This window comes from Rhodococcus sp. G6(2025) (assembly GCF_058628105.1).
Map to the genome: position 1 here is coordinate 7,151,596 of NZ_CP179750.1, position 23,303 is coordinate 7,174,898.

Below are 23,303 nucleotides of genomic sequence, written 5' to 3' on the forward strand. Positions count from 1 at the left end.
AAATACAGTGTCACAACACGTCTCACCCGAAGCACCTGGCAGCAGCTCGGTGCGACACGAGGAAGCGAGCCGCTCGTCCTCCGCTGCCGGTGAACTCGACGGCATCGTCGTCGCCGTATTCGGTGCCGGGTCCCGCGCCGACAGCCTGAGTAATGGTCAAGCGGCGGCGATGACTTTCGCCCGAGCCGGTGCGGGGGTCGCCTGCATCGATGTCGACGGTCACGCCGCCGACGTCGTCACCCAGCAAATCATCGGCGAAGGCGGGACGGCACTCAGCGTCCAGGCGGACGTCACCTCGGAGGACGACGTGGTCCGCGCCTACTCGGCGATAGCCGCCGAATGGGAGCCGCCGCTGGCGGTGCACAACAACGTCGGTGTCACAATTCCAGGCGAAATCGTCGACCTCGATCGGGCCGGCTGGGACAAGGGAATGGCGCTTAATGCCACCAGCTGCTACCTCACCATCCGCCACGCCCTGCCCCACATGCTCGCCCGCGGGAAGGGCTCGATCGTCAACGTGTCATCGTTGGCCAGCATTCGTGACACGGGATACGTGTACCCGGTGTACAACGCCAGCAAGGCAGCGGTGAATCAGCTGACGATCTCGCTCGCGCTCACTTACGCCAAACGCGGCATCCGAGCGAATGCCATCCTTCCCGGACTCATCGACACTCCGATCGGACGCCAGGCGAGGGGACCCGAGGTCGACCTCGACAAGGAACTCGCCGCCCGCCATGCCGCCAGCCCGACCGGACAGATGGGCACTCCCTGGGACGTCGCCAACGCCGCGTTGTTCCTCATGAGCGACCGCGCCGCCTACGTCAACGGAGTTCTTCTGCCAATCGACGGTGGGCTGAGCGCCCGGTGCATCTGACTTCGGCGTCGGATCAATCACCGGACGCATCGGCAACACCGCCGGCGAAATCTGGACACGTTGTGGGCGATAGTGTCGGCACCACACCTTGAATTCATCCGCGTAACCGTCACATGGGTCGTCGTAAGCGGTCCCGGCAAGGAAAGCATGTCTACGAACACAACTATCGACGATGGCGCGTTGTGGATCGCGCACCGAGCGGTGCAAGACCGTCGTGAGCTTTCGGAGGTCGACGCGTGATCGCCTACGTGTTGCTCGCCGGCGCCATCGTGTGCGAGATCGTCGCAACGCTGTCATTGAAAGTGTCCGAAGGCTTCAGCAAGCTCCCGCCCTCCCTCCTGGTTGTGATCGGCTACGTGTGCAGCTTCACTTTGCTCGGCCTGGCGCTCAACCGCGGGCTCCCGGTTAGCGTCGGCTACGCAATATGGGCCGCTGCAGGAACAACGATCGTGGCAATCCTCGGTGTGGTGTTCTTCCGAGAATCACTCTCCGGTGTGGCCATAGCGGGATTAGCGCTCATCGTCGTTGGCGTGGGACTACTGAATCTCGGTAGCACCGGGCACGGCACTTCATCGAACCCAGCTTCGGATGACGAAGTAAGCACCCAATCACGGTGAGGTGCAATTCTGGCATACCGGTGCACGGGGTGGCCCCGGCAGGGCGGGTTGCGCCCGCTCTGCCGGCGACAGTAGTGCTGCCGCCCTGGGCAGGTACCCGATCACACCGGGCGACGTCTTCGGCCTACTGAGAGATCTGCTTTCCATTCCAGTCGGTCAGCGTCCATCCTGTCTCCGGAGTACCGGTGACAACGATGTATCCGGTGTTGGGGAGAGGGTCGGTTGTGAAAGGGCTCAAATCGGGGTTCCTCACGTTCAAGAGGACCCAGGTAGGAATCGAAGGTCCGTGCGCAAAGACAATGGGGTTTGTATCACCGCTCGCGTAGATCTCTTCGACGGCCTTGTCGAAACGCTGGTCGAATTCGTTGCCGTCGACCGAGCCGGACATACGTGAGTCACGGTTTCCCTGTAGCCAATCGTAGAAAGGGGCGTCATACGCTGCCACGGCCTCCGCCTCCGGCCTGCCTTCCAGGTCGCCGGCTTCGATTTCCTGGAGACCCGGGAGCACCTCGACCGGCTCGTTCACTGCTTCCGCCCCGGGCTGGGCGGTTTGCTGTGTTCTCACCATTGTCGAGGCGTACACCCCGTCGAAGCCCTGACCCACAAGGGCATCGGAGGCAACCTGAGCTTGCTTCCGTCCCTGTTCGGTGCTGGCCCCGGCGTGGAGGTATCAATAATCTTGGATACGTTGCCGGCAGACTTGCCCGTGGCGCATGAATGTAATGGTGATGGGTTTCTCAGGGTTGCTGAGTGCAGTGTTCGAGTTGGCGTCTGGTGTAGATGCATCGTCGGCTTCGGTGCCGCAACTCGCAAGGCTGCAAGCGCTGCGACGGAACCCGGTTTTCGTGAGACTCGAAACTCTGTGAACCATTGGTAGCTTCTTTCCTAGGTGGCGGACGGAAACATTCACTTTTCAACACAACTATGTGCACTGAATGTTGTTGAGCCGCAGAACGGCGCCGCCGCGTGCGTCGGCGGAGACCACGATTACCGAAGAAGAATTGACAGCCCGCTGAGCTGGTCCGGCGACGAATCTGCACCTCGGCGCCGGACCAGCTCCGGCATGGCGACTGTCAGTGCTGCGCGATGAAATCGAGTGGTTGGAAGTTGAATGCCTGATACTCGTTGAGGTGTGGGTTGTGCCCGCTCTTGGGGGCCCAGTGCCGGTGGTGGTCAGTACGTGCCGGTGGTGGATTGGTGGTCGCGCCAGATCCAGCGGATTGTCCGAGGAAACACCGAACCACCGTGGCGCAAGGTATGGCCGCCCTCGCCGAAGACGAACTGATGGTCGTAATAGCGGTACTCCAGTGCCGCTGCCATGTCCTGGTTGGCGATCGCGAGGTCCCCGAAGACCACACGCGCGTCGCGTCGCCCGCTCTGGAGCCACATCCGAATCGGCTTGCGCGGGTTCCGTCTCACCTGCGGTGCGTGGTTGTGGCCGCCGCGGATGTCGACGAAAGAACCGCAGTGTGTGATGACATTGCCGAAGAAGTCCGGCCGGTGCCACGCCGCTGTGAAGGACGCGTTGCCGCCCGAGCTGAAGCCGACGATGACGTGGTCGCGTGGCTTCGTCGACACGTTCAGCTCACCTACCGCGTCCGGGAGCAGCTCCTCGATGAGGAACCGTGTCCAGGTGTCGTCGATCGAGTCGAACTCGATGCTTCGGTTGTCCGCACCACCGAAGATCGGGTACCCGGGTCCCGTCTTTCCCGCCTCGATGAACACGGCAAGGGTCAGGGGGATTTCGCCCTCGGCAATGAGGTTGTCCAGCACCACGTTGGCGCGGAAATCCCCCGCAAGGTATTCCAGTCCGTCGAGGAAGACGATCAACGACGCCGGCTCCGAGCCGTCGTACTGTGCCGGAACGTACACCCGATAGTCCCGCTCGATTCCTGGGTACGCGACCGAGCTCGTGTGCTGACGGACCGTGATCGAACCCGCTGGCACGCCCTCACGCGGACGCGAGTTCGAGCCGAGTGAGTACTCGGGCCAGGTATCGTCTGCGTCCGCGTATGCCGCGCGATCCTCGGTCGTGATGTGCTTGTCGGCGAACCATTCCTCCCAAGCCTCGGGGGACATTCCAGCGTTACCTGCATTGCTACGGTCGTCGGTCATGAAACCTCTTATCTTGACGTAATCGTGTTCGGGTCGATTTACCCGCAGCGACCGGGCGTGCCCTCACATGGCCGTGAGAGCACGCCCGGAGCACCCAATCTCCTGCCACGGACACCACGGAGATCAGGTAGTCCGGTGGGAAGCTGTCGCCTTCTACTGCCGCCCGATTCGCTGATAGACCTGCGGTCGCCACCGTCGCAAGGCGAGTGCCAACACGAAACCGAAGGCGAAGAATCCGTAGACGAAGGCGAGAAGAATGTTGGACATGGTCTGCGATCCACCGGTGAGGATGTGGAAGTTGAGAATGGACAGCACCATGACCGTACCGAAGCCCACGGCAGCGGCCAGGGGAAGCACGATTGATTTCATCACGTGGTCTTTGTGATTGCCTGTTCGCTTCAGGTAGGCCGGAACTGCGACAGCCGTGAGGAACTGCACCGTAATACCTGTCAGCGCAGCAACACCCAGCAACGCGGCATAGAAGGCCATCTCGTCGATGTGGAGTACGACTACGGCGGCGTTCAGGGCGAGCGCGGCCGCACTCATCACCATCGATGCCACGTAGGGTGATCCGTGGCGCGGGTGCACACCGCTCAGGGAACGGGGAAAGACTCCGTCAGCGCTCAGGTTGAACAAATAACGCGCGCCGACGTTGTGCGCGCAGACGATCACAGCGAGAGCGCTGGTGATGACCAACATCGAGGCAGCATCGAAAAGGAAGTGGCTTCCGAAGGTGACGAATGTCGAATCCATGGCGCCGGTGGGGTCGGCCACGACCAGTGACGCCGCGTCGTCAACTCCGAGTGCGTTGATGAACAGCCACGTCGTCGTCACGTAGATGACGACGGCGCAGGCGATGAGTCCGTAGGTTGCCCGGGGGATCGTTTTTTCAGGATTGCGCACTTCATCGCGGAACAAGACGGTCACCTCATAGCCGCCGAACATGCCGCTGGCCAAGAGCAGTCCGATGGACAACGATCCGTCGAACCAATTGCTAGGACTGAAGGGTGCCGCGCTCAGTCCCTCGGCACCCCCACGCGCGAAGATCACCGCGTTGTAGATGAAGACGACGATCAGTTCTCCGCACAGAACTACGGCGGTGACCTTTGCCGAGAAGTCGACGCGGAGATAGCCGAGGACTGCGACGATCAGCCAGAGCACGAACGCCCAGACATACCAGGGTAGGTCAGGGCCGTGGAAGGTATTCGTGACGAGGGTGCCAAATATGACGCCACCGAAGGGCAGGTAGCCCGCGCAGACGCAGAAGTATGCGAGCAGCATGGCAAGGCCGGATCCGAGACCGATTCTCTTCCCGAGGCCGGCCGTTACGAATGCATAGAACGCGCCGGGACGCTGAATGACGTCCGACATTCGCAAGAATCCCGTGGCGAAAGCCGCCACGATCAGGCCGCCGATGACGAAGAGGATCGGCGTGCCAATGCCGTTCCCGAAGGCAATCATGAATGGGATGACGCCAATTACCACGACGAGGGGGGCATTGAAGGCCATCACACTGAAGAACAGCCCCAAGGTGCCCATATTGCCCCTGAGCGCGGGAGCCTTTTCTTCGAGTACGCCATCCATTGTGGCCACACTTACACCTTTGTCAATCATGTACTGCCCTTCTGGAATTGGTCACCGACACACGAATGTGTTCTCAGGACGTCTGTTGCCGAAACTGTTCAGCGACGACAGGTGTGCGGCGGAGATGCGGCTGCGCTCAACCGAATGAGCCGAGTTGGGCCTTCGGATGCGGATGCGGATGTCGGAGTCATCCGGCGCGAGAGCGCGGAAGACGTGCTGGCGGGATCTAACACCGCCCCCCTTCCGCAGCAGACCTACGACGTGATCTGAGTCACGATTCGATGTGACTGTGCTCGTTGCCGAACTCGGCCGTCAAGCGAGTCGACAAATCCCCAGGAAATCGGTCCGCATTACGGAATCAAGATCAAGACCACATTGCGGGTTATGCAGAAGGGACTGCCGATTGACCGTTCCACCCGATTGACCCGCATCGGAGATGATTTCACAATGCGGAACCCAACCGCGTGAAGTATCGGCCCGCGACGGCCTGTCGAGCTCGCAGGAAGTCCGCCAACGCGGTGTGGAATCAACTGCTGCGATTGCACCGCCGACAACTGTTGACTTCCCAGTTTTGACGCCGCTTCCGTCCTGTAGGAGGACGCACATCAGGTCGGAGCGCTACCCAACCCCGCCTTCATTCTCCTTCCTGAAACACCAGTGCCCGCCTCAGCTGCAACCGCTGCCCGGATCCTCAGCCGATGTAACCACCGCTGATCGCAGCCCGCCGCGTCTCCCAGCAGGCTCGCAATAGACTCACGCTGTCAGTGGGCGAACCAGAAGCAGAACCAGGTCAACTGGCACGGCACGAGTAAACAACTTGCCGGGCATGACGAGTCAGCCATGCGGGTGACAGGACCGAATTTGTCGGCGATTGCGTCAATTGCGTCTCGGACCATGTCCTAATCCAAGGCCTCGGGGTCCAGGGCTGGTAGATCCACCAGCCCTCGACACAGCGCCTCCAGCGAGCGTGTTGCCGGTTCCGGGAAGTGGGTCTGCAGAGCTAAGAGGGAGCTTTCTACGAAGGCACGGATGAGGTTTCGCACCCGGTGGCTGACAGAGCCGTACGCGTAGATCTCGCGAATCAACCTCAGTTCCCACTCGGTGGCACGGGATGATCCGCCTGGCGAAAATTTCGTCCAGATCAACGAAATGATAGGTCACCGATCCCAACGCCACACCGGCACGATCAGCAATAGGTCGAGGTGGCGGCCCGCAGCCCCTCCCCAGCAACGATATCCAAGGCGGCCTTCCTGATTCGCGCATTTCGTGACGGGTCGTTCGCGATCCCCTTGCGGACCATCAGCCAGATCCCACCTCTGGTCGTGGCGATATGCGATCAGCCATAGTGCGTACGGTAGTACGTACTTCTACGACGGAAGGAGCTCGCATGGAGGCGACGAAGTTGCAGGAGCGTGCGGCCGCGCGGGCGGAGGAGCTGCCCGGGGCGGGGTTGGAGCATCCGTTCGGCGACGGATGGGGTGTGTTCAAGGTCCGCGGGAAGATATTCATGCTCCTGACGCACGTGACAGGTGAGCCGATGGTGATCTTGAAAACGGACCCGGCGGAGGGGAAGGCATTGCAAGCCTCGCACGAGCACATCACGCCGGGCTATCACATGAACAAGCAACACTGGATCACGCTGACGCCAGGTGGGGACATCGACGCGCAGCTAGTCGACGATCTGGTGACGGAGTCGTATCTCCTGGTCGTGGAAAAGCTGCCGAGAACGCAGCGGCCGATCGACCCGGATCGGTTTGGACAGGGCCGGGCATGACGGTCTCAGGGCATCGGGTAGAGCAGGCCGCTCGGCGTACCGCCGAGGATCTTCCCGGGGTCAGCCACGGGTATCCCTTCACCGAGGGACTGGACGTGTACAAGGTCGCCGGCAAGGTGTTCCTGATCGTCACCGAGGATCCTGCCGAGCGGATCGTCACCGTCAAAGTGGACCCAGACCACGGGCGCGCGCTGCAGCGCTCCCACGAAAGCGTCGGCCCCGGACGATACCTCGACAAACGACACTGGCTTTCGATCGCCGCGGGGCCGGGCGTGACGACCGACCTGGTGGAGAACCTTGTCGCCGGCTCGTATGCACTCGTCGTCGAGCGAGTACCTCGCCGTGATCGCCCGGACGATGCGCGGGAAGCGATCGATCGTCACATTTCCGACTGAGCCGCAACAGGATAGGACGCAGGAAGAAGGATACTGATGGTTGTGGAGAGGCCCCCATCGTTGTTTGACGTGGACGACACATCGCGTCCGCTGGCGGACCGCCTACGGCCGTCCGACCTGTCGGACGTGGTCGGGCAGGATCATCTCCTGGCGTCCGACAGTCCGATCGGGCGAATGGTTGCGCAGCGGAAGCATACTCGAGCAGGTCCCGAAGCCCCGGCTGCGGGGCAGCGTAGGCCGCCTCGAGCACCTCGATCTCGAACTCGACCGCCGCGGCGAGCAGATTCTGCTTACCTCGGAAATGGCGATACAACGCCGGACCGGTGATACCGACATCGGCCGCGATGTCCGCGATCGCGGCATCGTGAAAACCCCGGCGCTCGAACTACTTCTCCGCAGCGGCGACGATGAGCTGCTTGCGGTTTCGTGGCCGACGCTGCACGGCAACATCAGTCATGGTCCGCTCCTCTTTTTCAGGTGCCGCACCCGGCGAATCTCCACGGCAGCGCGCACCCGGGGCACCGCCGTCCTTCACCACCATGTGAGCAGTCGTTCGGGACTCCTTCGGAGTGCCCGACTCGATCATCCCACGGACCAGCCTCGCCGACATCAGTCGTCAGTCACTATTCGCGGTGGTGCACATTACCGGCGGTCTGCGGGCCCGCCGCGATGGTGGCCCGGTGCGACCCGGACGAGCGTCGCGGGATCAGGGTGGGCATCGCGCGCCGGATCGGATCGTCGACGGGGGTGGTGGCGAGCATCAGATCGAGCGCGGTGGCGGCGATCTGGTCGAACGGGGTGCGCACCGAGGTGAGCGGGACCGGAAGACGTTGCGACAGTGGGATGTCGTTGTAGCCGACCAGGGCGACGTCGTCGCCGACTGTCAACGAGCATCTGTGCGCGGCAGCCACGACTCCGAGCGCGAGATTGTCGTTGGCGGCGAAGACCGCGGTTGGACGGGACGCGGAGCGGAAGAGCCGGTTCCCGGCCTCCTCGCCGTCCTCGATGCCGAACGTCGTTTCGACGATCCACTCGGGCACTTCCGCGATTCCCGCTTCCCGCAGCGCCTTTCGCGCCCCGGCCAGACGACCGACGGCGGTGGACGCGAACAACGGGCCCGACAGGACGGCGATGTCGGTGTGCCCGAGGTCGATCAGATGACGGGTGGCGAGATAGCCGCCCGCCTCGTCGTCGCCGACCGAGGACGGACTGATCCCGTCGGTTCTGAGCACGAGCGCGTGCGGCACGCCGCGCTCCCGCAGCTCGCGCGGCAGCGGGTCGTCGCGCCGGCTCGAGGCGACGATCAGGCCGTCTACGTTCCGGGCGAGCAGCGTCCTCGCCGCGTCGGACTCGTCGGCGGGGTTGTCCCCCGTCGTGGCGACGACCGTGAAGTAGCCGAGGCGGGTCGCGGCCCGGCTGATCGCCTCGTACATCAAGGCCATGACGGTGTCGCTCAACCGTGGGACGAGGACGCCGATCGTCGCGGTCTGCCCGCGGCGCAGGCTCGACGCGAAGGTGTTGCGCCGGTAGCCCAGTTGATCGGCGACCGCCCGCACTCGTTCGGCGGTAGCGGAGCGGGACGGTGGAACGCGATCGTCGAGCACCCGGCTGACGGTCGAGGTGCTCACCCCCGCCGCGTCCGCCACTTCACGCAGCGTCACGACGTGCTTACCGTCCCGCGCCCGCTGGGGCGCGCTCCCATTGGCTTCCATGGTCTTCCTCTCTACCGCCTCGGCCCGGCCCTCCGCGCGTGAGGTAAGGCCTGATCACATCCGATTCAGAACGTGACCCTTGACACAGACACGATCGTATCGCACGATGAAATCGTTCACGGGAACGTTCCCGGGAACGTTTGCAAAAATCTCCTTCGATGGAAAAGAGCGATCATGAGCACAATCGACCTCCGCGGCCTCACACCGGCGCCGGTGACACCCTTCACCCGTGACGGCGCCGTCGACTACGACGCCATCCAGCGCCTCGGCTCGTGGCTCGGCAGTGTCGACGGCGTCAAGGGCCTGGTCGTGCTCGGCCACGCCGGCGAGGGCACCTTCCTCACCCAGGACGAGCAGGTTCGCGTCATCGCCGCCTTCAAGGAGTCCGTCGACGGCCGGCTGCCGATCATCGCCGGCATCACCGGCGAAGGCACCGCGGTCTCCGTGGAGGAGGCCCGCCGCGCAGTCGACGCGGGCGCCTCGGCCGGCCTGGTGTACCCCTCCCACGGATGGCTGCGGTTCGGTTACCAGGACGGCGCCCCGCAGGATCGGTACAAGGCGATTCACGAAGGGTCCGGGCTGCCGCTGATCCTGTTCCAGTACCCCGACGCCACCAAGGCCACGTACAACCTGGACACCCAGCTCGAGATCGCCGCCCAGCCCGGTGTGTTCGCCACCAAGAACGGCGTGCGGAACATGCGCCGCTGGGACCGTGAGATCCCGGTCCTGCGCCGCGAGAACCCCGACCTGCAGATCCTGAGCTGCCACGACGAGTACCTTCTGCACACCATCTTCGACGTCGACGGCCTGCTCGTCGGCTACGGCGGACTCGCGCCCGAGCCGCTGGTCGAACTCATCGCGGCAGGCAAGGCCAAGGACTACCCCGCGGCCCGGGCCATCCACGACCGCCTCCTGCCGGTGACGGCGAACGTCTACCACCGCGGCTCGCACATGGAAGGCACCGTCGCCCTCAAGGAAGGCCTCGTCGCCCGCGGAATCCTCGAACACGCCACCGTGCGCTCACCGTTGCTGCCGCTCGCCGAGGGCGCTGGTGCCGAAATCGCCGCCGCGCTGCAGTCGGCCGAGCTGACCTCGGTCGTCGCCCACGCCTGACCCCGCTCGACCCGTCACGTCGGATTCACCGAATCCGCCGCACGCGGTGCCACCGCGCCGCGTGCCGGTTCTGCCGCCCGGCCCGGACACCCCGGGCCGGCCGGCACCGCCCGCAGCAGACCCGGCCCACTCCCGGCCGCAGGTTCCGTTCGCCCCTCCCGAGCCGGCAGCGTCGGATGCCCCATCGTCAGTTGCGCCACACTCCTCGTCTGCGGTTCGAACACCAGAAAGTAGGCTCACCGATGAGTCAGCCATCTCGCACATCAGCCGATCCCGTCGGAGGCGGTTCAGTGGTCGCAGACACCCCTCCGCCACCCGGAGGTCGCGTCCGGCCCCAGCGGCGGTACTGGGTTCGGACCCTGGCCATGGCCGGTCCCGCATTCATCGCCGGAGCCTGGCAGTTCGGGCCCGGCAACCTCGCCAGTGCCGTCCAGGCCGGCAGCGAGTACAGCTACTCCCTGATCTGGGTGATCGCCGTCTCGACGATTTTCATGCTGGTCTACGCCGACATGAGTGTCCGCCTCGGCATCCGCACGCCCGTATCGATGATCAGCTCGGTCAAAGACATCCTGGGCCGACGCGTCGGCGTCTCCGCCGGCATCGGTGTCTTCATCATCACCCTGTGTTTCTCCGTGGGCAACGCCGTCGGATCCGGCCTGGGACTGTCGATGGTCTTCGGCGGGTCCCCGATAGTGTGGTCCGCCGTCTGCACAGTCTTCGTCGGACTGATCCTGTTGTTCCGCAACGTCTATCGAACCGTCGAACGCGTCCTGCTGGTGATCGTCGCCCTCCTCGCGGCCACCTTCGTCTTCAGTGCCGTCATCGCCCAACCCGACTGGTTCCAGGCCGTGCACGGACTCGTCCCGAGCATCCCGCCGGGTGGACAACTGCTCGTCGTGGCCCTCGTCGGCACCAACTTCTCCCTCAACGCCGCTTTCTTCACGTCCTACGGCACCCACGAACGCAAGCGCACCGCAGCCGAATACCGGCAAACCACCATCGCCGACACCATCCCGGGCATCGTGGCACCCGGCATCATGACCTCGCTCGTGATCATCGTCGCCGCCGCTGTCCTCGGCCGGCAGAACACCGAAGCAACCACCCTCGCAGGCCTGGCCAAGATCTTCGAACCCATCGCCGGCCCGATCGGATCGACCATCTTCGCGCTCGGGCTGTCCGGGGCCGCGTTCTCCGCGATGGTCGCCAACGCCACCGCCGGAGGCACCATGCTCTCCGACGCGCTCGGCAAAGGACCGTCGCCCAGCACACCGACAGCCAAACGTACCAGCGCCGTGATCCTCGGCTTCGGACTCCTGATCACGATCCTGTTCACGAAATCCCCTGTCCAGCTGATCATCTTCGCCCAGGCGTTGACCGTGCTGATCGCACCGTTCCTCGGGCTCCTGCTCTTCGTGATGAGCAACAACCGTCAGCTGATGGGCAACCTCCGCAACACCTGGTGGAAGAACATCATCGGCGCCCTGGGATTCCTCTCGATCCTGTCCCTGTCCGGCCTGCTGATCTACGAACTGCTCGGCTAACACCGACATGGGGCGGCACACTGCACACCGCAGTGTGCCGCTCGACTGCTGCATCCACCCCCCGAAGCAATCCGCGAGGAATCAGAAACCATGCCACTCTTCGTCGTCGACTACACCTACTCAGCCCAGACCGCCGCAGGACGTGACACGTACCGATCCGAACACCGAGCATGGCTCTCCGAATTGGTCGACCGCCAGATCGTCATCGCCTGCGGTCCGTACGCCGATGACAGCGGTGCCTTCATCCTCGTGGAGTCCGACACCACCGCAACGGTGGCACAACTCTTCACGCAGGATCCCTTCGTCATCCAGGAACTCGTACCCGAACATCGAATTCTCGAATGGACGCCGGTGATGGGTCGTCTCCCCATATCGCATGGCAACGATGCAAGTGACCAGCCACAATGCGGGAGTCGCGATCACCGTGCCGAGCCAGGACAGCGTGGAAGCGTGCGCACCGAGAGCATCGACTCCTGACAGAACCGGCAAGGCGATGGTTCACTCGCTCCGCCGGCTCATCGTCTCAGTCTCGCGTGTATACCTCCGCGCCCCCGACAAACGTTGATTGGACGCCGATTTTCGAGATCTGGTCGTGCGGCACTTCCAGCGGATCCTCGTCCAGGACCACGAAGTCGGCGAGCTGGCCTGCGGCGAGTGTGCCCTTGCGGTCTTCCTCGCCGGTGGCAACCGCTGATCCTGCTGTGTAGATCGCGAGGGCTTCGGTCGGCGAGACACGTTGCGACGACCCGACGAGGGCACCGTCCCACCCGGTTCGAGTGACCATGCTCTGCATCGCCAGGAGGGGTTCCACTGCTCCACAGGGGAAGTCGGAGGACCCCGCCACTGCGACTCCGGCATCGAGGAACGCCCGGTGGGCAAACATCCGCTCTACCCGGTCCTCGCCGTACCAATCGATCAGATGGCTGCCATGTTGATGGACGTAGTTGCCGAAGGGGACCGCGATCGCGGAAAGCTCGTTCATGCGCCGCAAGATGCCCTCGTCCACCACACTGCAGTGTTCGATGCGGTGCCGCAGTCCTGGTCGCGGCATCTTCTTCTGCGCGGTTTCGTATTCGTCGAGGACGAGCCGGATGGCGCGGTCGCCGTTGGCGTGGACGCAGACTCGGTTGCCGTCACCGTGCACCTTCTGGACCACCTCCGCGAGTTCCTCACGGGTGAGCACCTGGATGCCGTGATGACCGGTGTCGTGGTCCGGCTCTTCCAGCAGGAGGGTTCGTCCCCCGACAGCGCCGTCGACGAGCGCCTTCACTCCGACGAAGCGCAGGTAGTCGTCGCCGAAACCCGAGCGTAGGCCGAGCCGGTGTACTGAGTCGTAGTGCTCGGCGGCGAGAAGGAATCCGACACGCATCGTCAACAGGCCTTGCTCGCGAGCTGCCTCGAAAAGGCGAATGTCCGCGGGCCCGGCAAATGCGTCGCAGACCGATGTCAACCCTGCTGCGTGCCAACGGCGAATTACATTCCCTAGCGCTGCTATCCGCTCGTCGAGTCCCAACTCGGGTACGACCGTCCTCCCGTCGACATCGCCCTGGGCGTAGGCGAAATCGGTGAGAGCGCGCTCATAGAGAATGCCGTTGAGCCGACCAGTTCCGTCCCGTCCGAAGTCACCTCCGCTGGGCGGCTCCGAATTGTCGGTGATGCCTCCCGCGGCGAGCGCTGCGGAGTTGACCACTCCCCAATGACAGGCGACGTGGAGGACGATCGTGGGAACGTTCCCGGTGACGGTGTCCAGGTCCCAGCGGGTCAGAACCCGACCTTCGGGCATCTTTGCGTCGTCGTAGCCCACCGCACGGACCCAGCCCTGTGCAGGGTCCTCCTTGGCCGCAGCACCGACTTTGTCGAGTAGCTGCGTGAGCGTGGACGCCTGCGAGGGTGACACGTCGAGCTTCAGTTCGTTCTCGGCGGCCATAGCGAGGTGCAGGTGTGCGTCGTGAAATCCGGGTGAGATCACGGCGTCTCCCCTGTCGTCGACCCATGCGGTGGGGAATTGTCGGTGCAGATCGTCGGAGTCGCCGAGCGCAACGATACGGTCACCGATCATCGCGATCGCGTTGGCGGATTCCGCAGCGGAGGTGAGGATTCGACGTCCGCGAACGATGCGCGGTCGTGCGGGTGCATTCATGAGATGGTCCTTAGATCGTGATGGTGATGGTGGTGTTCAGTCGACTTCGGCAACGACGTGACGCTCGGTCGCGACGTTGAGGCTGGCATCTGTGCGCTCCGAGTGAGGGGCGGGCCGAGTTCGCGTTCGCCGGGCGAGCAGGACCACACACGCCAAGGTGAGCAAGGTGAGGGCCACGTGGTACAACGCCACCATGGCGATACCGCTGCCGGCGAGGAGCCACTGAGCGATGAACGGCACCATTCCGCCGATCAACGTGGCCGACAACTGGTAAGCCAAAGAGATACCGGTATAGCGGATCCGGGCGTCGAACGCTTGCGCGAGGAAACCGGCCAACACGGCAAAGTACGCCGGACTCGTCAGAGCACCGAGGGCGAGGCCGACGTAGATCAGACCAATGTCCCCTGTGTTGACCAGCGCATAAACAAGCGGCGTCAAAATCACCGTGGCGACCAGCGCCGTCACCATGATTCGCGTCCCCCCGAAGCGATCCGCCAGGAGTGCGCCGATGGGTTGGACGAAGAACTGCACGACCGTTGCCAGCAGCAAAGCCGACAAGATCGTCGATCGGCTGACACCCAGGTCCGTGGTCGTCCACGCAACCATGAACGTGCCCATGAAATAGGCTCCACCGACACCGATCGCCGCGGCTCCGATTCCGAGAAGGAGCGGGACGGGAGCGGTTCGGATGGTTTCGAGTGCCGGCGCCTCGGAAATTTCCCCATGCTCCTTCGCTGCAAGGAATTCCGGTGATTCCTCTACGCCGATTCGAATGATCAACCCGACCAGAAGCAGTACCGCCGAGAAGAGGAATGGGATCCGCCAGCCCCAGGAGGCGAAATCGTCAGCCGGGAGTGTGCTGACGCCCAGAAAGGCGAGGGTCGCCAAGATGTTGCCGACGGGCGATCCCTGCTGCGCGAAAGCACCGAACAGCATCCGTCGGCCGGGCGGCGCGTGCTCGGCGGCGATCAACACCGCACCACCCCACTCGCCGCCCAACGCGAGTCCTTGAATCATCCGGAGCAGGATGAGCAGAACTGGAGCGGCGATGCCGATCGACGCGTAGCCGGGCAAAAGTCCGATGGCGGTACTGGACAGACCCATCAGGACGAGGGTGGTGATCAGCGTCTTCTTCCGGCCGATCCGATCGCCGAGATGACCGAACACCACACCCCCGAGAGGACGGGCCAGGAAACCTGACCAGAACGTCGCGAACGAGGCGAGCAGTCCCACGGTCGGCGATGCCGACGGGAAGAACACGGGCCCGAAAGCGAGTGCGGCCGCGGTACCGAAGATGAAGAAGTCGTACCACTCCACCGTGGTGCCGATCAGCGCGCCGAAGCCTGCTCTCCGAGCCTCGCGAAGGTTCGGGACGGCCTCGGAAACCGGGCCGGATATAGCGTTCATGCCTTCTCCTCGAAAGAAACGGAGCCATGAGCCGGCTCACAGTCACGTGCGTGGAGATAAGTGTGCAGAGTGCTGCTATAACCGTCCAATATCCATTTCGCAGCAGGCCAATGCCTAGGAGGCATGGTGGAGATACGTGTACTTCGGTACTTCCTCGCGGTCGTCGACCACGGGTCGGTTACGGCGGCCGCCCGCGCGGTGAGAGTGGCGCAACCTTCGCTCTCCCGGCAACTTCACAATTTGCAGCAGAAGTTGGGTGTCGAATTGTTTCGCCGCGGACCGGGCGCCCTACGTCTGAGTGTCGCAGGCGAACGTTTCCTGCCGCTCGCCCGCGACCTCGTGGCGCGGGCCGACCAAGCGAGTTCAGTACTCAGGCACCTCGCCCGAGGCGACGACATCCCGCTGACGATTGCGGCGCCGGCGACCACCATCGCCGACGTCCTCGCACCGTATCTCGCTGGTCGATACCTGAGGTCAGGACTGAACGACATCATCGAGCGGGATACCCGCACCGTGTACGACGTGGTCCAGCGCGGAGATGCCGACATCGGCATCTCGACGTTCCCTCCACCCGGGTCGATGGAGACCCGAGTCATCGGCCGCGCCCCGGTGTGCGCGCTGGCATCACCGGAACATCCCCTGGCCGGACAGACCCAAGTCGCCTTAGCCGACCTCGTTCGAGAATCGCTCATCCTGATGCACCGCAACAACGCTGCCCGACTCGCATTCGACACCGCCACCGCCGGCCAAGGCCTCGCCTACGTCGACCCCCGGGTTGTGTCAGTGACATCTGTGGCCAGAGCACTCGCCGCATCGGGCCAGGGGGTTGCTGTACTGACCGATCAACCCCTCTTCAACCTCATCCGCGTGCCGATCCAGATCCCCGAAGGCATCCTCGCCGTCACCCTCTATGCGGGCTGGGATCCCGACCACTTCGCCGCGCCCGCAGTGTCGGCACTCGTCGATTCGATCTCCGACTACCACCGAAACGTCCTGACGCCGACGGCGGAGATCACGATTGCCGACCCACTGCACACGCCCGACCGACCGTGACACCGGCGTTCACTGCGCGAGGAAGTCGGCGAGAGCCTGCGCCACGAGGGCGGGCTCGTCCTCGGTGAGGAAGTGCCCGGCGCCGGGCACGAGCGTCGCTCGCGCCCCGGGGATGCGGCCCGCGAGATCGTCGGCGAACGACCGGTCCAGCCATTCGTCGTCCGCACCCCACACGATCTGCACCGGCACCTTCACGGTGCCGAGTTTCTCGACGACGTCGGCGGTGTCGCGTTCGTCGAAATATTGGACCTGGTCGAGGTAACGCTGCTGCCCGCTCGCGCCCGCGAAAGGACCGAGGTAGGCCTCCGCGACGGACGCCGGCAGCCGACGGCGCGTCGCGGTGTCGAGGTGCGCCTCGGTGATCCGCTGAAAGATGTGCGTCGGCATCGTGCGGTACACGTCGAGGTGGCGTTGCATGTGCTGCGCCACCGGCGTCACCCACGGCGAGAGCACCGCCGCGTCGAGGAGTGCGATGCGCCGGACCGGGACTCCCTCGACGAGGTGTGCCCGGAGCACCGTCGCCGCACCGATGTCGTGGCCGACCAGCACAGGCCGTTCGAGTCCCCAATGCTCGACCAGCCGGGCGAGCACGCGCGCGTGCGTGCGGATCGCCACCGGCTCGCCGGGAATCGGAGGCGAGTCACCGTAGCCCGGGAGATCCCAGACGTACACCGTGTTCCGCTCGGCGAGGCGGGGAATCACCGCGCGCCACAGATACGACGACGAGGGCGTGCCGTGCACGAGAACGACGGGCGGTCCGTCGCCGAAGACTCCCGCCGCGATGGTGGCGCCGTCCACCGTCGGCCGGTCGGGCAGGCGCCACCGGTCGGTGTCGACCGTGCTGGAGATCTGCTGTCGAGTCATGATCATCCTCCCGAGACGTAATGGTTAAACTAGGATGTTAACCATTACGCTAGCCGGAGGATGTAAGTGATGCAACTGACTTTCACCGATTACACCTTCGGGGCATCGGTGGCGACGGCGCTCGTCCTCACCGCCCCGGAGGTGCTCGTCGCGACCGGTGACGCCCTCACCGACGGCGAGTCGCTGCACGCATTCCTCACCGAGCACGGCATCGGCCCCGGAGACCGGCAGGCAACCGGCACCGATCTGGACGACATCCGTGCGCTGCGGACACGGGTGCGCGACGTCGTGGCCGCGCCGAACGAGGAGGCGATCGTCGACGGAGCCAACCAACTCCTACGCGTCGCCCACACCGTCCCCTTCCTCGGGCGCCACGACGGCACATGGACGTGGCACCTCGAGACCGCACCCGAGTCGACGCTCGCCGACGACCTGGCCGTCGTCATCGGAACGGGCCTGCTCGGAACCGTGGCTTCGCTGGGGCCGAACCGGTTCCGATCGTGCGAATCCCCCTCGTGCAAGGGAATTTTCGTCGACACCAGCCGGGCGGGACGGCGCCGGTTCTGCATGCCCCAGGTGTGCGGAAACCGTGTCAACGTGGCGAACTTTCGCGCCCGACGCCGTCGCGAACAGCAGGATCGCCCCGGAACGGGCCCCACAGACGCCGGGTGAGGAGTCGATGCCGATACGACCACCACCACCGGCGCCGGATCATCGTGTGGGAACAGCGAGGAGTTGCCTAGGCTCGGGCCGCCGCGGGAGACGCGGTGAATCCGGTGCTGGGCGCGAATCGTGCCAGCACGTCCTCGGCGGGTTCCCCGGCCTTGGCGGCGATGAACGCGAGAACGTCCTCCCTGGTGTCGATACCGATCAGCGTGTCGGGTTCGGAGAGGAACCCGAACAGGGCCGCGGCGACGGGTTCGCTCACGGTCGCCGCCGGGAACAGCAATTCGGCGTGGACCGCGTACTTCGGATCGCCGAGGAACAACCGGGTGACCTCTGCGGCAGCGTGGCCCCTTGTGTGCCAGTGCTTCTCGAACTGCTCGGACAACCAGTCGGCGGTGAACTCGCCGTCGTGCGCACGCGCCGCGTCGACGAGCGCGGCCACCTGCACGGCGGTGTTCTGGGCGCCCTGTCCGGCGAGGGGGTCGAACGCGATCGCGGTGTCACCGATCGCCGCGACCACGTGGCCGCTACTGGTCGTCCCGACCGCGCGGCGCACCGTCGGGGTGACCGCCCCTTTCAGCCACGAGTGCGGGTCGGACTCGATCACCTGCAACTGCTGGATCTCGGGGGCGTCGTGCGGGAAGTAGTCGCGGTAGAAGTCGACGACGGTCTGCCGCGCCGAGTGCACGTCGGTGACCGCGGCGAACCGCTCCTCCCACGGGCTGCCCGGTTTCGCGAATCCGAGGAAACTCCATGTGGCGCCGGCGTCCTTGTGCAGGTATGGGCCGAGCCAGGCCTCACCGAAGTCGGTGTGCAGGTTGAAGAGATTGTGCGCGCCGCCCGCCGCGGACCGGTAGCCGAAGGTGTCCGCGCCGTGGCCGAGGCCCTGCAACGTCACCAGCAGCAGTCGGCGCTGCGGTTCGCTGTACACGGTCCGTTCGGTGTCCACCGGGAACAGCGTGGACAGCCCGCCCTTTCCGGTCGCCACGAGCGTCAGGTCGTGGTCGGCGGCGATCGCGTCGAGGGCGTCGGGGTCCACCGCCCGGACCTCGAAGCGGCCGCCGCGGTCCAGGAACCGGCCGAGCCGGTCGTCGGCCCGCAGCCGCACGTCGACGCCCTGCGCGACGTACCGGAAGTCGGGGTCGAACTCGAGGACGTCGGCGCGGGTGTCGCCCTCCCCCGTGTGCAGGCGGGTGCTCATCCCGGTCGAGTGCGGACCGTCGGCGTAGAGGTCCTCGATGATGCGGGCGTCGGCCTCACGGGACTTACCGAAGTAGACGGCGGTGCCGGTGGCCGGGACGTCGTTGCGCAAGGCGTCCCGGTCGCGGTCACTGTAGAGGGTGACGGTGAAACCGGCGTCGACGAGACCGAGCGCGGCAGTGGTGCCGGCCAATCCGGCTCCGACGACGGCGGCGGTGCGGGGTGTACTCATGGGTCCTCCCGGTGGTTGTGGTGGTCGTTCAGGTGTTCGTGTACGCGCGGTAGCGGTCGGTCCGCGTCGAGAGGTCGCCGCCGAGGCGGTACCGCGCGCCCCGGTGGTCGGCGGGAAGCCGGTCGCCCTTGTCGAACAGCTTGTGGCGCAGGGTCCCGTCGGTGTAGCCCGTCGGGTAGGCACCCCGGGCCTGCAGCGCCGGCACAACGTGGGTGACGACGTCCTCGAACGAACCCGGCGTGATCGCGTACGCCAGGTTGAACCCGTCGACGTCGGTGTCGGCCACCCACTCCTGCAACTGCGTTGCGACGGTCTCGCCGGAGCCGACGAACCGCGGCCCGAGACCGCCGATGCTCGCCCACTCCGCGATATCGCGCACCGTCCACTCGCGACCGTCGTCCGCGGCCTCCTGGAATGCGGCGACGGCCGACTGGATGGCGTTGCTCTCGACGTTTCCGATCGGGTCGTCGAGGTCGTACCGCGACAGGTCGATCCCCATCCAGCCGGATGTGAAGACCAGTGCGCCCTCGAGGTCCGCGTATCGCCGGTACTCCTCCTGCTTCGCGGCCGCGGCCTCGTCGGTGCTGCCCGTGATGACGGTGGACAGCGCGTAGATCCGCGCCGAATAGGGGTCGCGGCCGGCGTCGACGAGGGCCTGGCGGATCCGTGCGACGGTGTCCTTCAGCACCCGCTTCGACGGCGGCCCCACGAAGATCGCCTCGGCGTTCTCGGCGGCGAACCGGACACCGCGCGGCGACGCCCCTGCCTGGTAGATCACCGGCGACCGCTGCGGCGACGGTTCCGACAGGTGGATGCCCGGGACCGTGAAATGCGTTCCGCGGTGGCCGATGTGGTGCACCTTCTCCGGATCGACGTACACGCCGCGCTCGGTGTCGCGCACGACGGCGTCGTCCTCCCACGAACCTTCCCACAGCTTGTAGAGCACCTCGAGGTACTCGTCGGCATGGTCGTACCGGGTGTCGTGGTCGAGTTGGTCGGCGTCACCGAAGTTCCGGGCCGCGGACGGCAGGTACCCCGTCACGACGTTCCACCCGATCCGTCCCCCGGTGAGGTGGTCGAGGGTGGAGAGTCGGCGCGCGAACGGATACGGGTGCTCGAATCCCGTCCCCGTGGTGATGCCGAAACCGAGGTGTTCGGTGACCGCTGCCATGGCCGAGACGAGCAGCAACGGGTCCGCGACCGGGATCTGGGCGCCCTGCCGCAGCGCGGCCTCGTCGGTTCCGCCGTAGACGTCGTAGGTGCCGAGCACGTCGGCGATGAACAGGCCGTCGAACAGCCCGCGTTCGAGGAGCCGGGCGAGGTCGGTCCAGTAGCCGAGGTCGGTGTAGCGGTGCGACTGGTCGTCCGGGTGCCGCCACAGCCCCGGCGACTGGTGGGCGACGCAATTCATGTCGAAGGCGTTGAAGCGGATCTGCCGGGTCATGCCGGCGCGTCCGCGTCCCGCACGCTCTGCCGCTGCCCGGCGCTCCAGGCGTACGGCAGCGGGTCACCGTTCAGGACGTACGCCCCCACCGACTGCTGCTTGTAGATCAGAGGGTTGTGGGCCGAAATGGTGCGTGCGTTGCGCCAGTGCCGGTCGAGACCGAGTTCCGACGAGGTGATCGACGCGCCCCCCACCTCGAACACTTGCGCGGTCGCGTCGAGGACGAGGCCGATCACCACGGACTGTGCGCGGGCCGCGGCGGCCTCGGCGCGGTCCAGGAGCTCAGTGTCCTCACCACCGGCGTCGAGCAGGCGGTCGAGTTCGTCGGCGACGGCGAGCACGGTCGCGCGGGCGCCGTATGCGGCGGCGGACAGCTTGCCGATCACCTGCTGCACGAGCGGGTCGTGCCGGGGCAGGTCGGCGGCGGCGTGGGTGAACGTGCGGGTACGGGCACGAACCCATTCCGCCGTGTCCGTTTCCGCACGGCGGGCGATCCCGGCGAGGACGGCCAATTGCACGAGTTGCAGGTAGGACGTCGCGTAGGTGCGGCCGGGCGCGCCGTATCCGGGCCCGAGGATCCGGTCCTCGGGCACCACGACACCCGAGAACGTGGTCGTGCCGCTTGCAGTGAGCCGCTGTCCGAAACCGTCCCAGTCGTCGGTCTGGGTCACGCCCGGAGCGTCGGCGTCCACCAGCACCGACACCCGCTCGCCGTCGCGGTCGGCCGCGACGAGGATGTGATCGGCGTAGAGACTGCCCGTGCTGTAGTACTTCACGCCGTCCAGAACCCAGGTGCCGTCGTCGCCGCGGCGCAGCGTCGTCTGGTACCGGTCGGCGGCTCCCACCCCGGGTTCGGTGATGGCGTTGCCGACCAGTGTCCCCTCCGCCGCCGCGCGCAGCCACCGCTCGCGGTTGACCGTCGGGGCGGCGAGGCGCTGGTCCTCGACGAAGCTCCAGTGCACCCGAAGCGCCTGGGGCAGATTGGATTCCGCGGCAGCCAGGTCGATCAGCAGACCGAACAGCTGTCGGACCGACGCGCCGAACCCGCCGAACTCGACGGGGACGCGCAGGGCACCGAACCGCGCGTCGCGAAGCAGACCCACCTCGTCGAACGGCAACCGGCGATCCCGTTCCCGGCCCAGCGCGCCCTCGGCGATCCGGTCGAAGATCGGATGGAACCGGTCTTCGAGTTCGCGGTCGGTCACTGCCTCGGCCTCGATCGTTGAACTGCTCACGTGCCTGCTCCTCGGTGCGTCGACTATGTCGACACCACGATGGGCGAACGGGCCACGTGGGGGCACTACTTACGATCGTGCAGAGTCGAACGCTCGGCTCGCGCGGTCTGAGGTGCCGCTCTACCCGCACCGTGTACGTCGAGCCGACCGATCATCGACGGAGGAATCGATTGTCCCGGTGAAATCACTTGGAACAGCGGCCATATTCGCAGCCTCGCTAGCTTCCCGACCCGACGTCGATCGGCACACGAGGCGCCGAACGGTGATCACTGGCGATGGTTACCACGCATTCCACTCGCGTACCGAGAAGTGAACGAACGCCGGTGAGCTCGTCGATGGTCTTCTCGTCGAGAAACTGCTCCTCGATGCTCTGCTCGTCGAGCGACCCGACCTCTTCGGAAACTTCGACGGGCGCCTTCGGTCCGCGCGTCGCCCACCAGCACAGGATTGCCCCGAGGCACACCACAGCGGTTCCCACCCAGAACGTGAGGCCGAGTGCCGTGGCCAACATCGACGACGAGAATGCGGCGGACAGTACAGGCGTGAAGTACGAGGCAGCGGCGAGCAAGGTCATGTTTCCGCGGAGGATTCCGACATTCCACAAGGCGTAGCCGAAGCCGATCGCGCACGCCGCCACCACCGTCGCCGCGATCGCGGTGAAGCTCAGGTGCATCGGCTCGCGATCGGACGACAGGTACATGCACCAGAACGCCACAGCCGTCAGCACGAAGAACGGGGTGATGCCGTTGTTCCCGTTCGCGAACATCTTGGTGACGGTGCAGTAGCCCGACCAGATCACTGCGCCGGCGAACGCGAGCCCATAGCTCAGAGGATTCGAGCGCACGTTGTCGACGGTGCCTGCGACGTCCAGTCCGGCGTCACCGCCGAGAACGACGGCAATGCCGACTACCGACAGCACGATGCCGGGCAGGATCAGGCGCGAAGCCTTCTGTCCGGCGAACACGATCGCGAACACCACCGTCAGGCTCGGCCACAGATAGTTCACGATTCCGACTTCGATTGCCTGCCTCGAGTGTCCGCCAGTCCGATCGCGAGGGCAAAGCACACCTCGTACGCGGCAAACATCACGGCACCGGTGACGAGATACGTCCGACTGAAGTCTTTGAACTTGGGCCATCCGACAGTCACCGACAACAGAATCGCGCAGCACGAGTAAATCATCGCAGCGCCGCCGATCGCCCCCAGGCTATCGGTGACCAGACGGATCATTCCGACCATCGAACTCCACAACACAATCGCCAACAGCCCCGCCGCGGTGGCACTTCCGCTCGACTTGGTCGCTCTCACAACAACACTCCTCCTTTACCGTGCTCGTG

19 protein-coding genes and 3 pseudogenes are annotated in these 23,303 nt (G+C 65.2%); 9 read left to right on the plus strand and 13 right to left on the minus strand.

Annotation, left to right across the window (positions count from 1 at the left end; translation table 11 throughout):
* The first annotated feature begins 7 nt into the window (after positions 1 to 7).
* Positions 8 to 874, plus strand: coding sequence for an SDR family NAD(P)-dependent oxidoreductase (locus ACLIVD_RS33120; protein ID WP_491931375.1), 867 nt, complete (start codon positions 8 to 10; stop codon positions 872 to 874).
* 236 nt (positions 875 to 1,110) lie between these two features.
* Positions 1,111 to 1,491 carry a DMT family transporter gene (locus tag ACLIVD_RS33125; RefSeq protein ID WP_283351303.1) on the plus strand — a complete coding sequence of 127 codons (381 nt, stop codon included), beginning with the start codon at positions 1,111 to 1,113 and terminating at the stop codon, positions 1,489 to 1,491.
* Between the two features lie 124 nt (positions 1,492 to 1,615).
* On the opposite strand, the pseudogene ACLIVD_RS33130 reads toward ACLIVD_RS33125, so the two are convergent.
* The 3 genes and pseudogenes from ACLIVD_RS33130 to ACLIVD_RS33140 form a co-directional block, all read right to left on the minus strand.
* Positions 1,616 to 2,128, minus strand: a pseudogene (locus ACLIVD_RS33130) (histidine phosphatase family protein); the annotation flags it as partial.
* Between the two features lie 536 nt (positions 2,129 to 2,664).
* Positions 2,665 to 3,606, minus strand: coding sequence for an alpha/beta hydrolase (locus tag ACLIVD_RS33135; RefSeq protein WP_491931376.1), 942 nt, complete (start codon positions 3,604 to 3,606; stop codon positions 2,665 to 2,667).
* A 153-nt stretch (positions 3,607 to 3,759) separates the two neighbouring features.
* The gene (locus ACLIVD_RS33140) at positions 3,760 to 5,190 is read right to left on the minus strand and encodes an APC family permease (RefSeq protein WP_283351475.1); all 1,431 of its coding nucleotides are present in this window, start codon (positions 5,188 to 5,190) and stop codon (positions 3,760 to 3,762) included.
* A 1,387-nt stretch (positions 5,191 to 6,577) separates the two neighbouring features.
* On the opposite strand from ACLIVD_RS33140, the gene ACLIVD_RS33145 reads away from it, so the two are divergent.
* Positions 6,578 to 6,964, plus strand: coding sequence for an MmcQ/YjbR family DNA-binding protein (locus ACLIVD_RS33145; protein WP_283351301.1), 387 nt, complete (start codon positions 6,578 to 6,580; stop codon positions 6,962 to 6,964).
* Positions 6,961 to 7,359 carry an MmcQ/YjbR family DNA-binding protein gene (locus ACLIVD_RS33150; RefSeq protein ID WP_283351300.1) on the plus strand — a complete coding sequence of 133 codons (399 nt, stop codon included), beginning with the start codon at positions 6,961 to 6,963 and terminating at the stop codon, positions 7,357 to 7,359. Before ACLIVD_RS33145 ends, ACLIVD_RS33150 begins: the two co-directional genes overlap by 4 nt.
* Positions 7,360 to 7,639: 280 nt before the next feature.
* On the opposite strand, the pseudogene ACLIVD_RS33155 reads toward ACLIVD_RS33150, so the two are convergent.
* Together ACLIVD_RS33155 and ACLIVD_RS33160 are read right to left on the minus strand one after the other, a co-directional pair.
* Positions 7,640 to 7,732 (minus strand): annotated as a pseudogene (locus ACLIVD_RS33155) (TetR family transcriptional regulator); the annotation flags it as partial.
* A 250-nt stretch (positions 7,733 to 7,982) separates the two neighbouring features.
* Entirely contained in the window at positions 7,983 to 9,071 is a 1,089-nt protein-coding gene (locus ACLIVD_RS33160; protein WP_283351299.1) for a LacI family DNA-binding transcriptional regulator, read from the minus strand.
* A 174-nt stretch (positions 9,072 to 9,245) separates the two neighbouring features.
* Here ACLIVD_RS33160 and ACLIVD_RS33165 point away from each other — a divergent pair, with 174 nt between their 5' ends.
* From ACLIVD_RS33165 to ACLIVD_RS33175, 3 genes and pseudogenes are all read left to right on the plus strand, one after another.
* Positions 9,246 to 10,184, plus strand: a complete 939-nt coding sequence (locus tag ACLIVD_RS33165) for a dihydrodipicolinate synthase family protein (RefSeq protein ID WP_491931377.1) — start codon at positions 9,246 to 9,248, stop codon at positions 10,182 to 10,184.
* Between the two features lie 365 nt (positions 10,185 to 10,549).
* Positions 10,550 to 11,725, plus strand: coding sequence for an Nramp family divalent metal transporter (locus tag ACLIVD_RS33170; RefSeq protein ID WP_280781145.1), 1,176 nt, complete (start codon positions 10,550 to 10,552; stop codon positions 11,723 to 11,725).
* A 90-nt stretch (positions 11,726 to 11,815) separates the two neighbouring features.
* Positions 11,816 to 12,091, plus strand: a pseudogene (locus ACLIVD_RS33175) (YciI family protein); the annotation flags it as partial.
* 157 nt (positions 12,092 to 12,248) lie between these two features.
* Here the strand turns inward: ACLIVD_RS33175 and ACLIVD_RS33180 are convergent.
* Both ACLIVD_RS33180 and ACLIVD_RS33185 read right to left on the minus strand, forming a co-directional pair.
* Positions 12,249 to 13,865 (minus strand): amidohydrolase, encoded by a 1,617-nt coding sequence (locus tag ACLIVD_RS33180; protein WP_491931378.1) that lies wholly within the window; start codon positions 13,863 to 13,865, stop codon positions 12,249 to 12,251.
* Between the two features lie 36 nt (positions 13,866 to 13,901).
* Entirely contained in the window at positions 13,902 to 15,272 is a 1,371-nt protein-coding gene (locus ACLIVD_RS33185; protein WP_491931379.1) for an MFS transporter, read from the minus strand.
* A gap of 123 nt (positions 15,273 to 15,395) precedes the next feature.
* Between ACLIVD_RS33185 and ACLIVD_RS33190 the strand changes: the two genes are divergently transcribed.
* Positions 15,396 to 16,325, plus strand: coding sequence for a LysR family transcriptional regulator (locus ACLIVD_RS33190; protein WP_005256640.1), 930 nt, complete (start codon positions 15,396 to 15,398; stop codon positions 16,323 to 16,325).
* Positions 16,326 to 16,334: 9 nt separating this feature from the next.
* Here the strand turns inward: ACLIVD_RS33190 and ACLIVD_RS33195 are convergent, their stop codons facing one another.
* Complete coding sequence (locus tag ACLIVD_RS33195; RefSeq protein ID WP_491931380.1) at positions 16,335 to 17,189, minus strand: alpha/beta fold hydrolase; 855 nt, start codon at positions 17,187 to 17,189, stop codon at positions 16,335 to 16,337.
* A 69-nt stretch (positions 17,190 to 17,258) separates the two neighbouring features.
* On the opposite strand from ACLIVD_RS33195, the gene ACLIVD_RS33200 reads away from it, so the two are divergent.
* Positions 17,259 to 17,861 carry a CGNR zinc finger domain-containing protein gene (locus ACLIVD_RS33200; RefSeq protein WP_491931381.1) on the plus strand — a complete coding sequence of 201 codons (603 nt, stop codon included), beginning with the start codon at positions 17,259 to 17,261 and terminating at the stop codon, positions 17,859 to 17,861.
* Positions 17,862 to 17,928: 67 nt separating this feature from the next.
* Here the strand turns inward: ACLIVD_RS33200 and ACLIVD_RS33205 are convergent, their stop codons facing one another.
* From ACLIVD_RS33205 to ACLIVD_RS33225, 5 genes are all read right to left on the minus strand, one after another.
* The gene (locus tag ACLIVD_RS33205; RefSeq protein WP_491931382.1) at positions 17,929 to 19,287 is read right to left on the minus strand and encodes a styrene monooxygenase/indole monooxygenase family protein; all 1,359 of its coding nucleotides are present in this window, start codon (positions 19,285 to 19,287) and stop codon (positions 17,929 to 17,931) included.
* A gap of 28 nt (positions 19,288 to 19,315) precedes the next feature.
* Positions 19,316 to 20,731, minus strand: a complete 1,416-nt coding sequence (locus ACLIVD_RS33210; protein WP_005563103.1) for an LLM class flavin-dependent oxidoreductase — start codon at positions 20,729 to 20,731, stop codon at positions 19,316 to 19,318.
* Positions 20,728 to 21,966 (minus strand): acyl-CoA dehydrogenase family protein, encoded by a 1,239-nt coding sequence (locus ACLIVD_RS33215; RefSeq protein ID WP_491931383.1) that lies wholly within the window; start codon positions 21,964 to 21,966, stop codon positions 20,728 to 20,730. Before ACLIVD_RS33215 ends, ACLIVD_RS33210 begins: the two co-directional genes overlap by 4 nt.
* A gap of 217 nt (positions 21,967 to 22,183) precedes the next feature.
* Positions 22,184 to 22,972, minus strand: coding sequence for an aromatic amino acid DMT transporter YddG (gene yddG, locus ACLIVD_RS33220; RefSeq protein WP_491931384.1), 789 nt, complete (start codon positions 22,970 to 22,972; stop codon positions 22,184 to 22,186).
* On the minus strand, positions 22,969 to 23,196 hold the full coding sequence (locus ACLIVD_RS33225; protein ID WP_491931385.1) for a hypothetical protein: 228 nt from the start codon (positions 23,194 to 23,196) through the stop codon (positions 22,969 to 22,971). The genes yddG and ACLIVD_RS33225 overlap by 4 nt, the downstream gene beginning before the upstream one ends.
* Between the last annotated feature and the right edge of the window lie 107 nt (positions 23,197 to 23,303).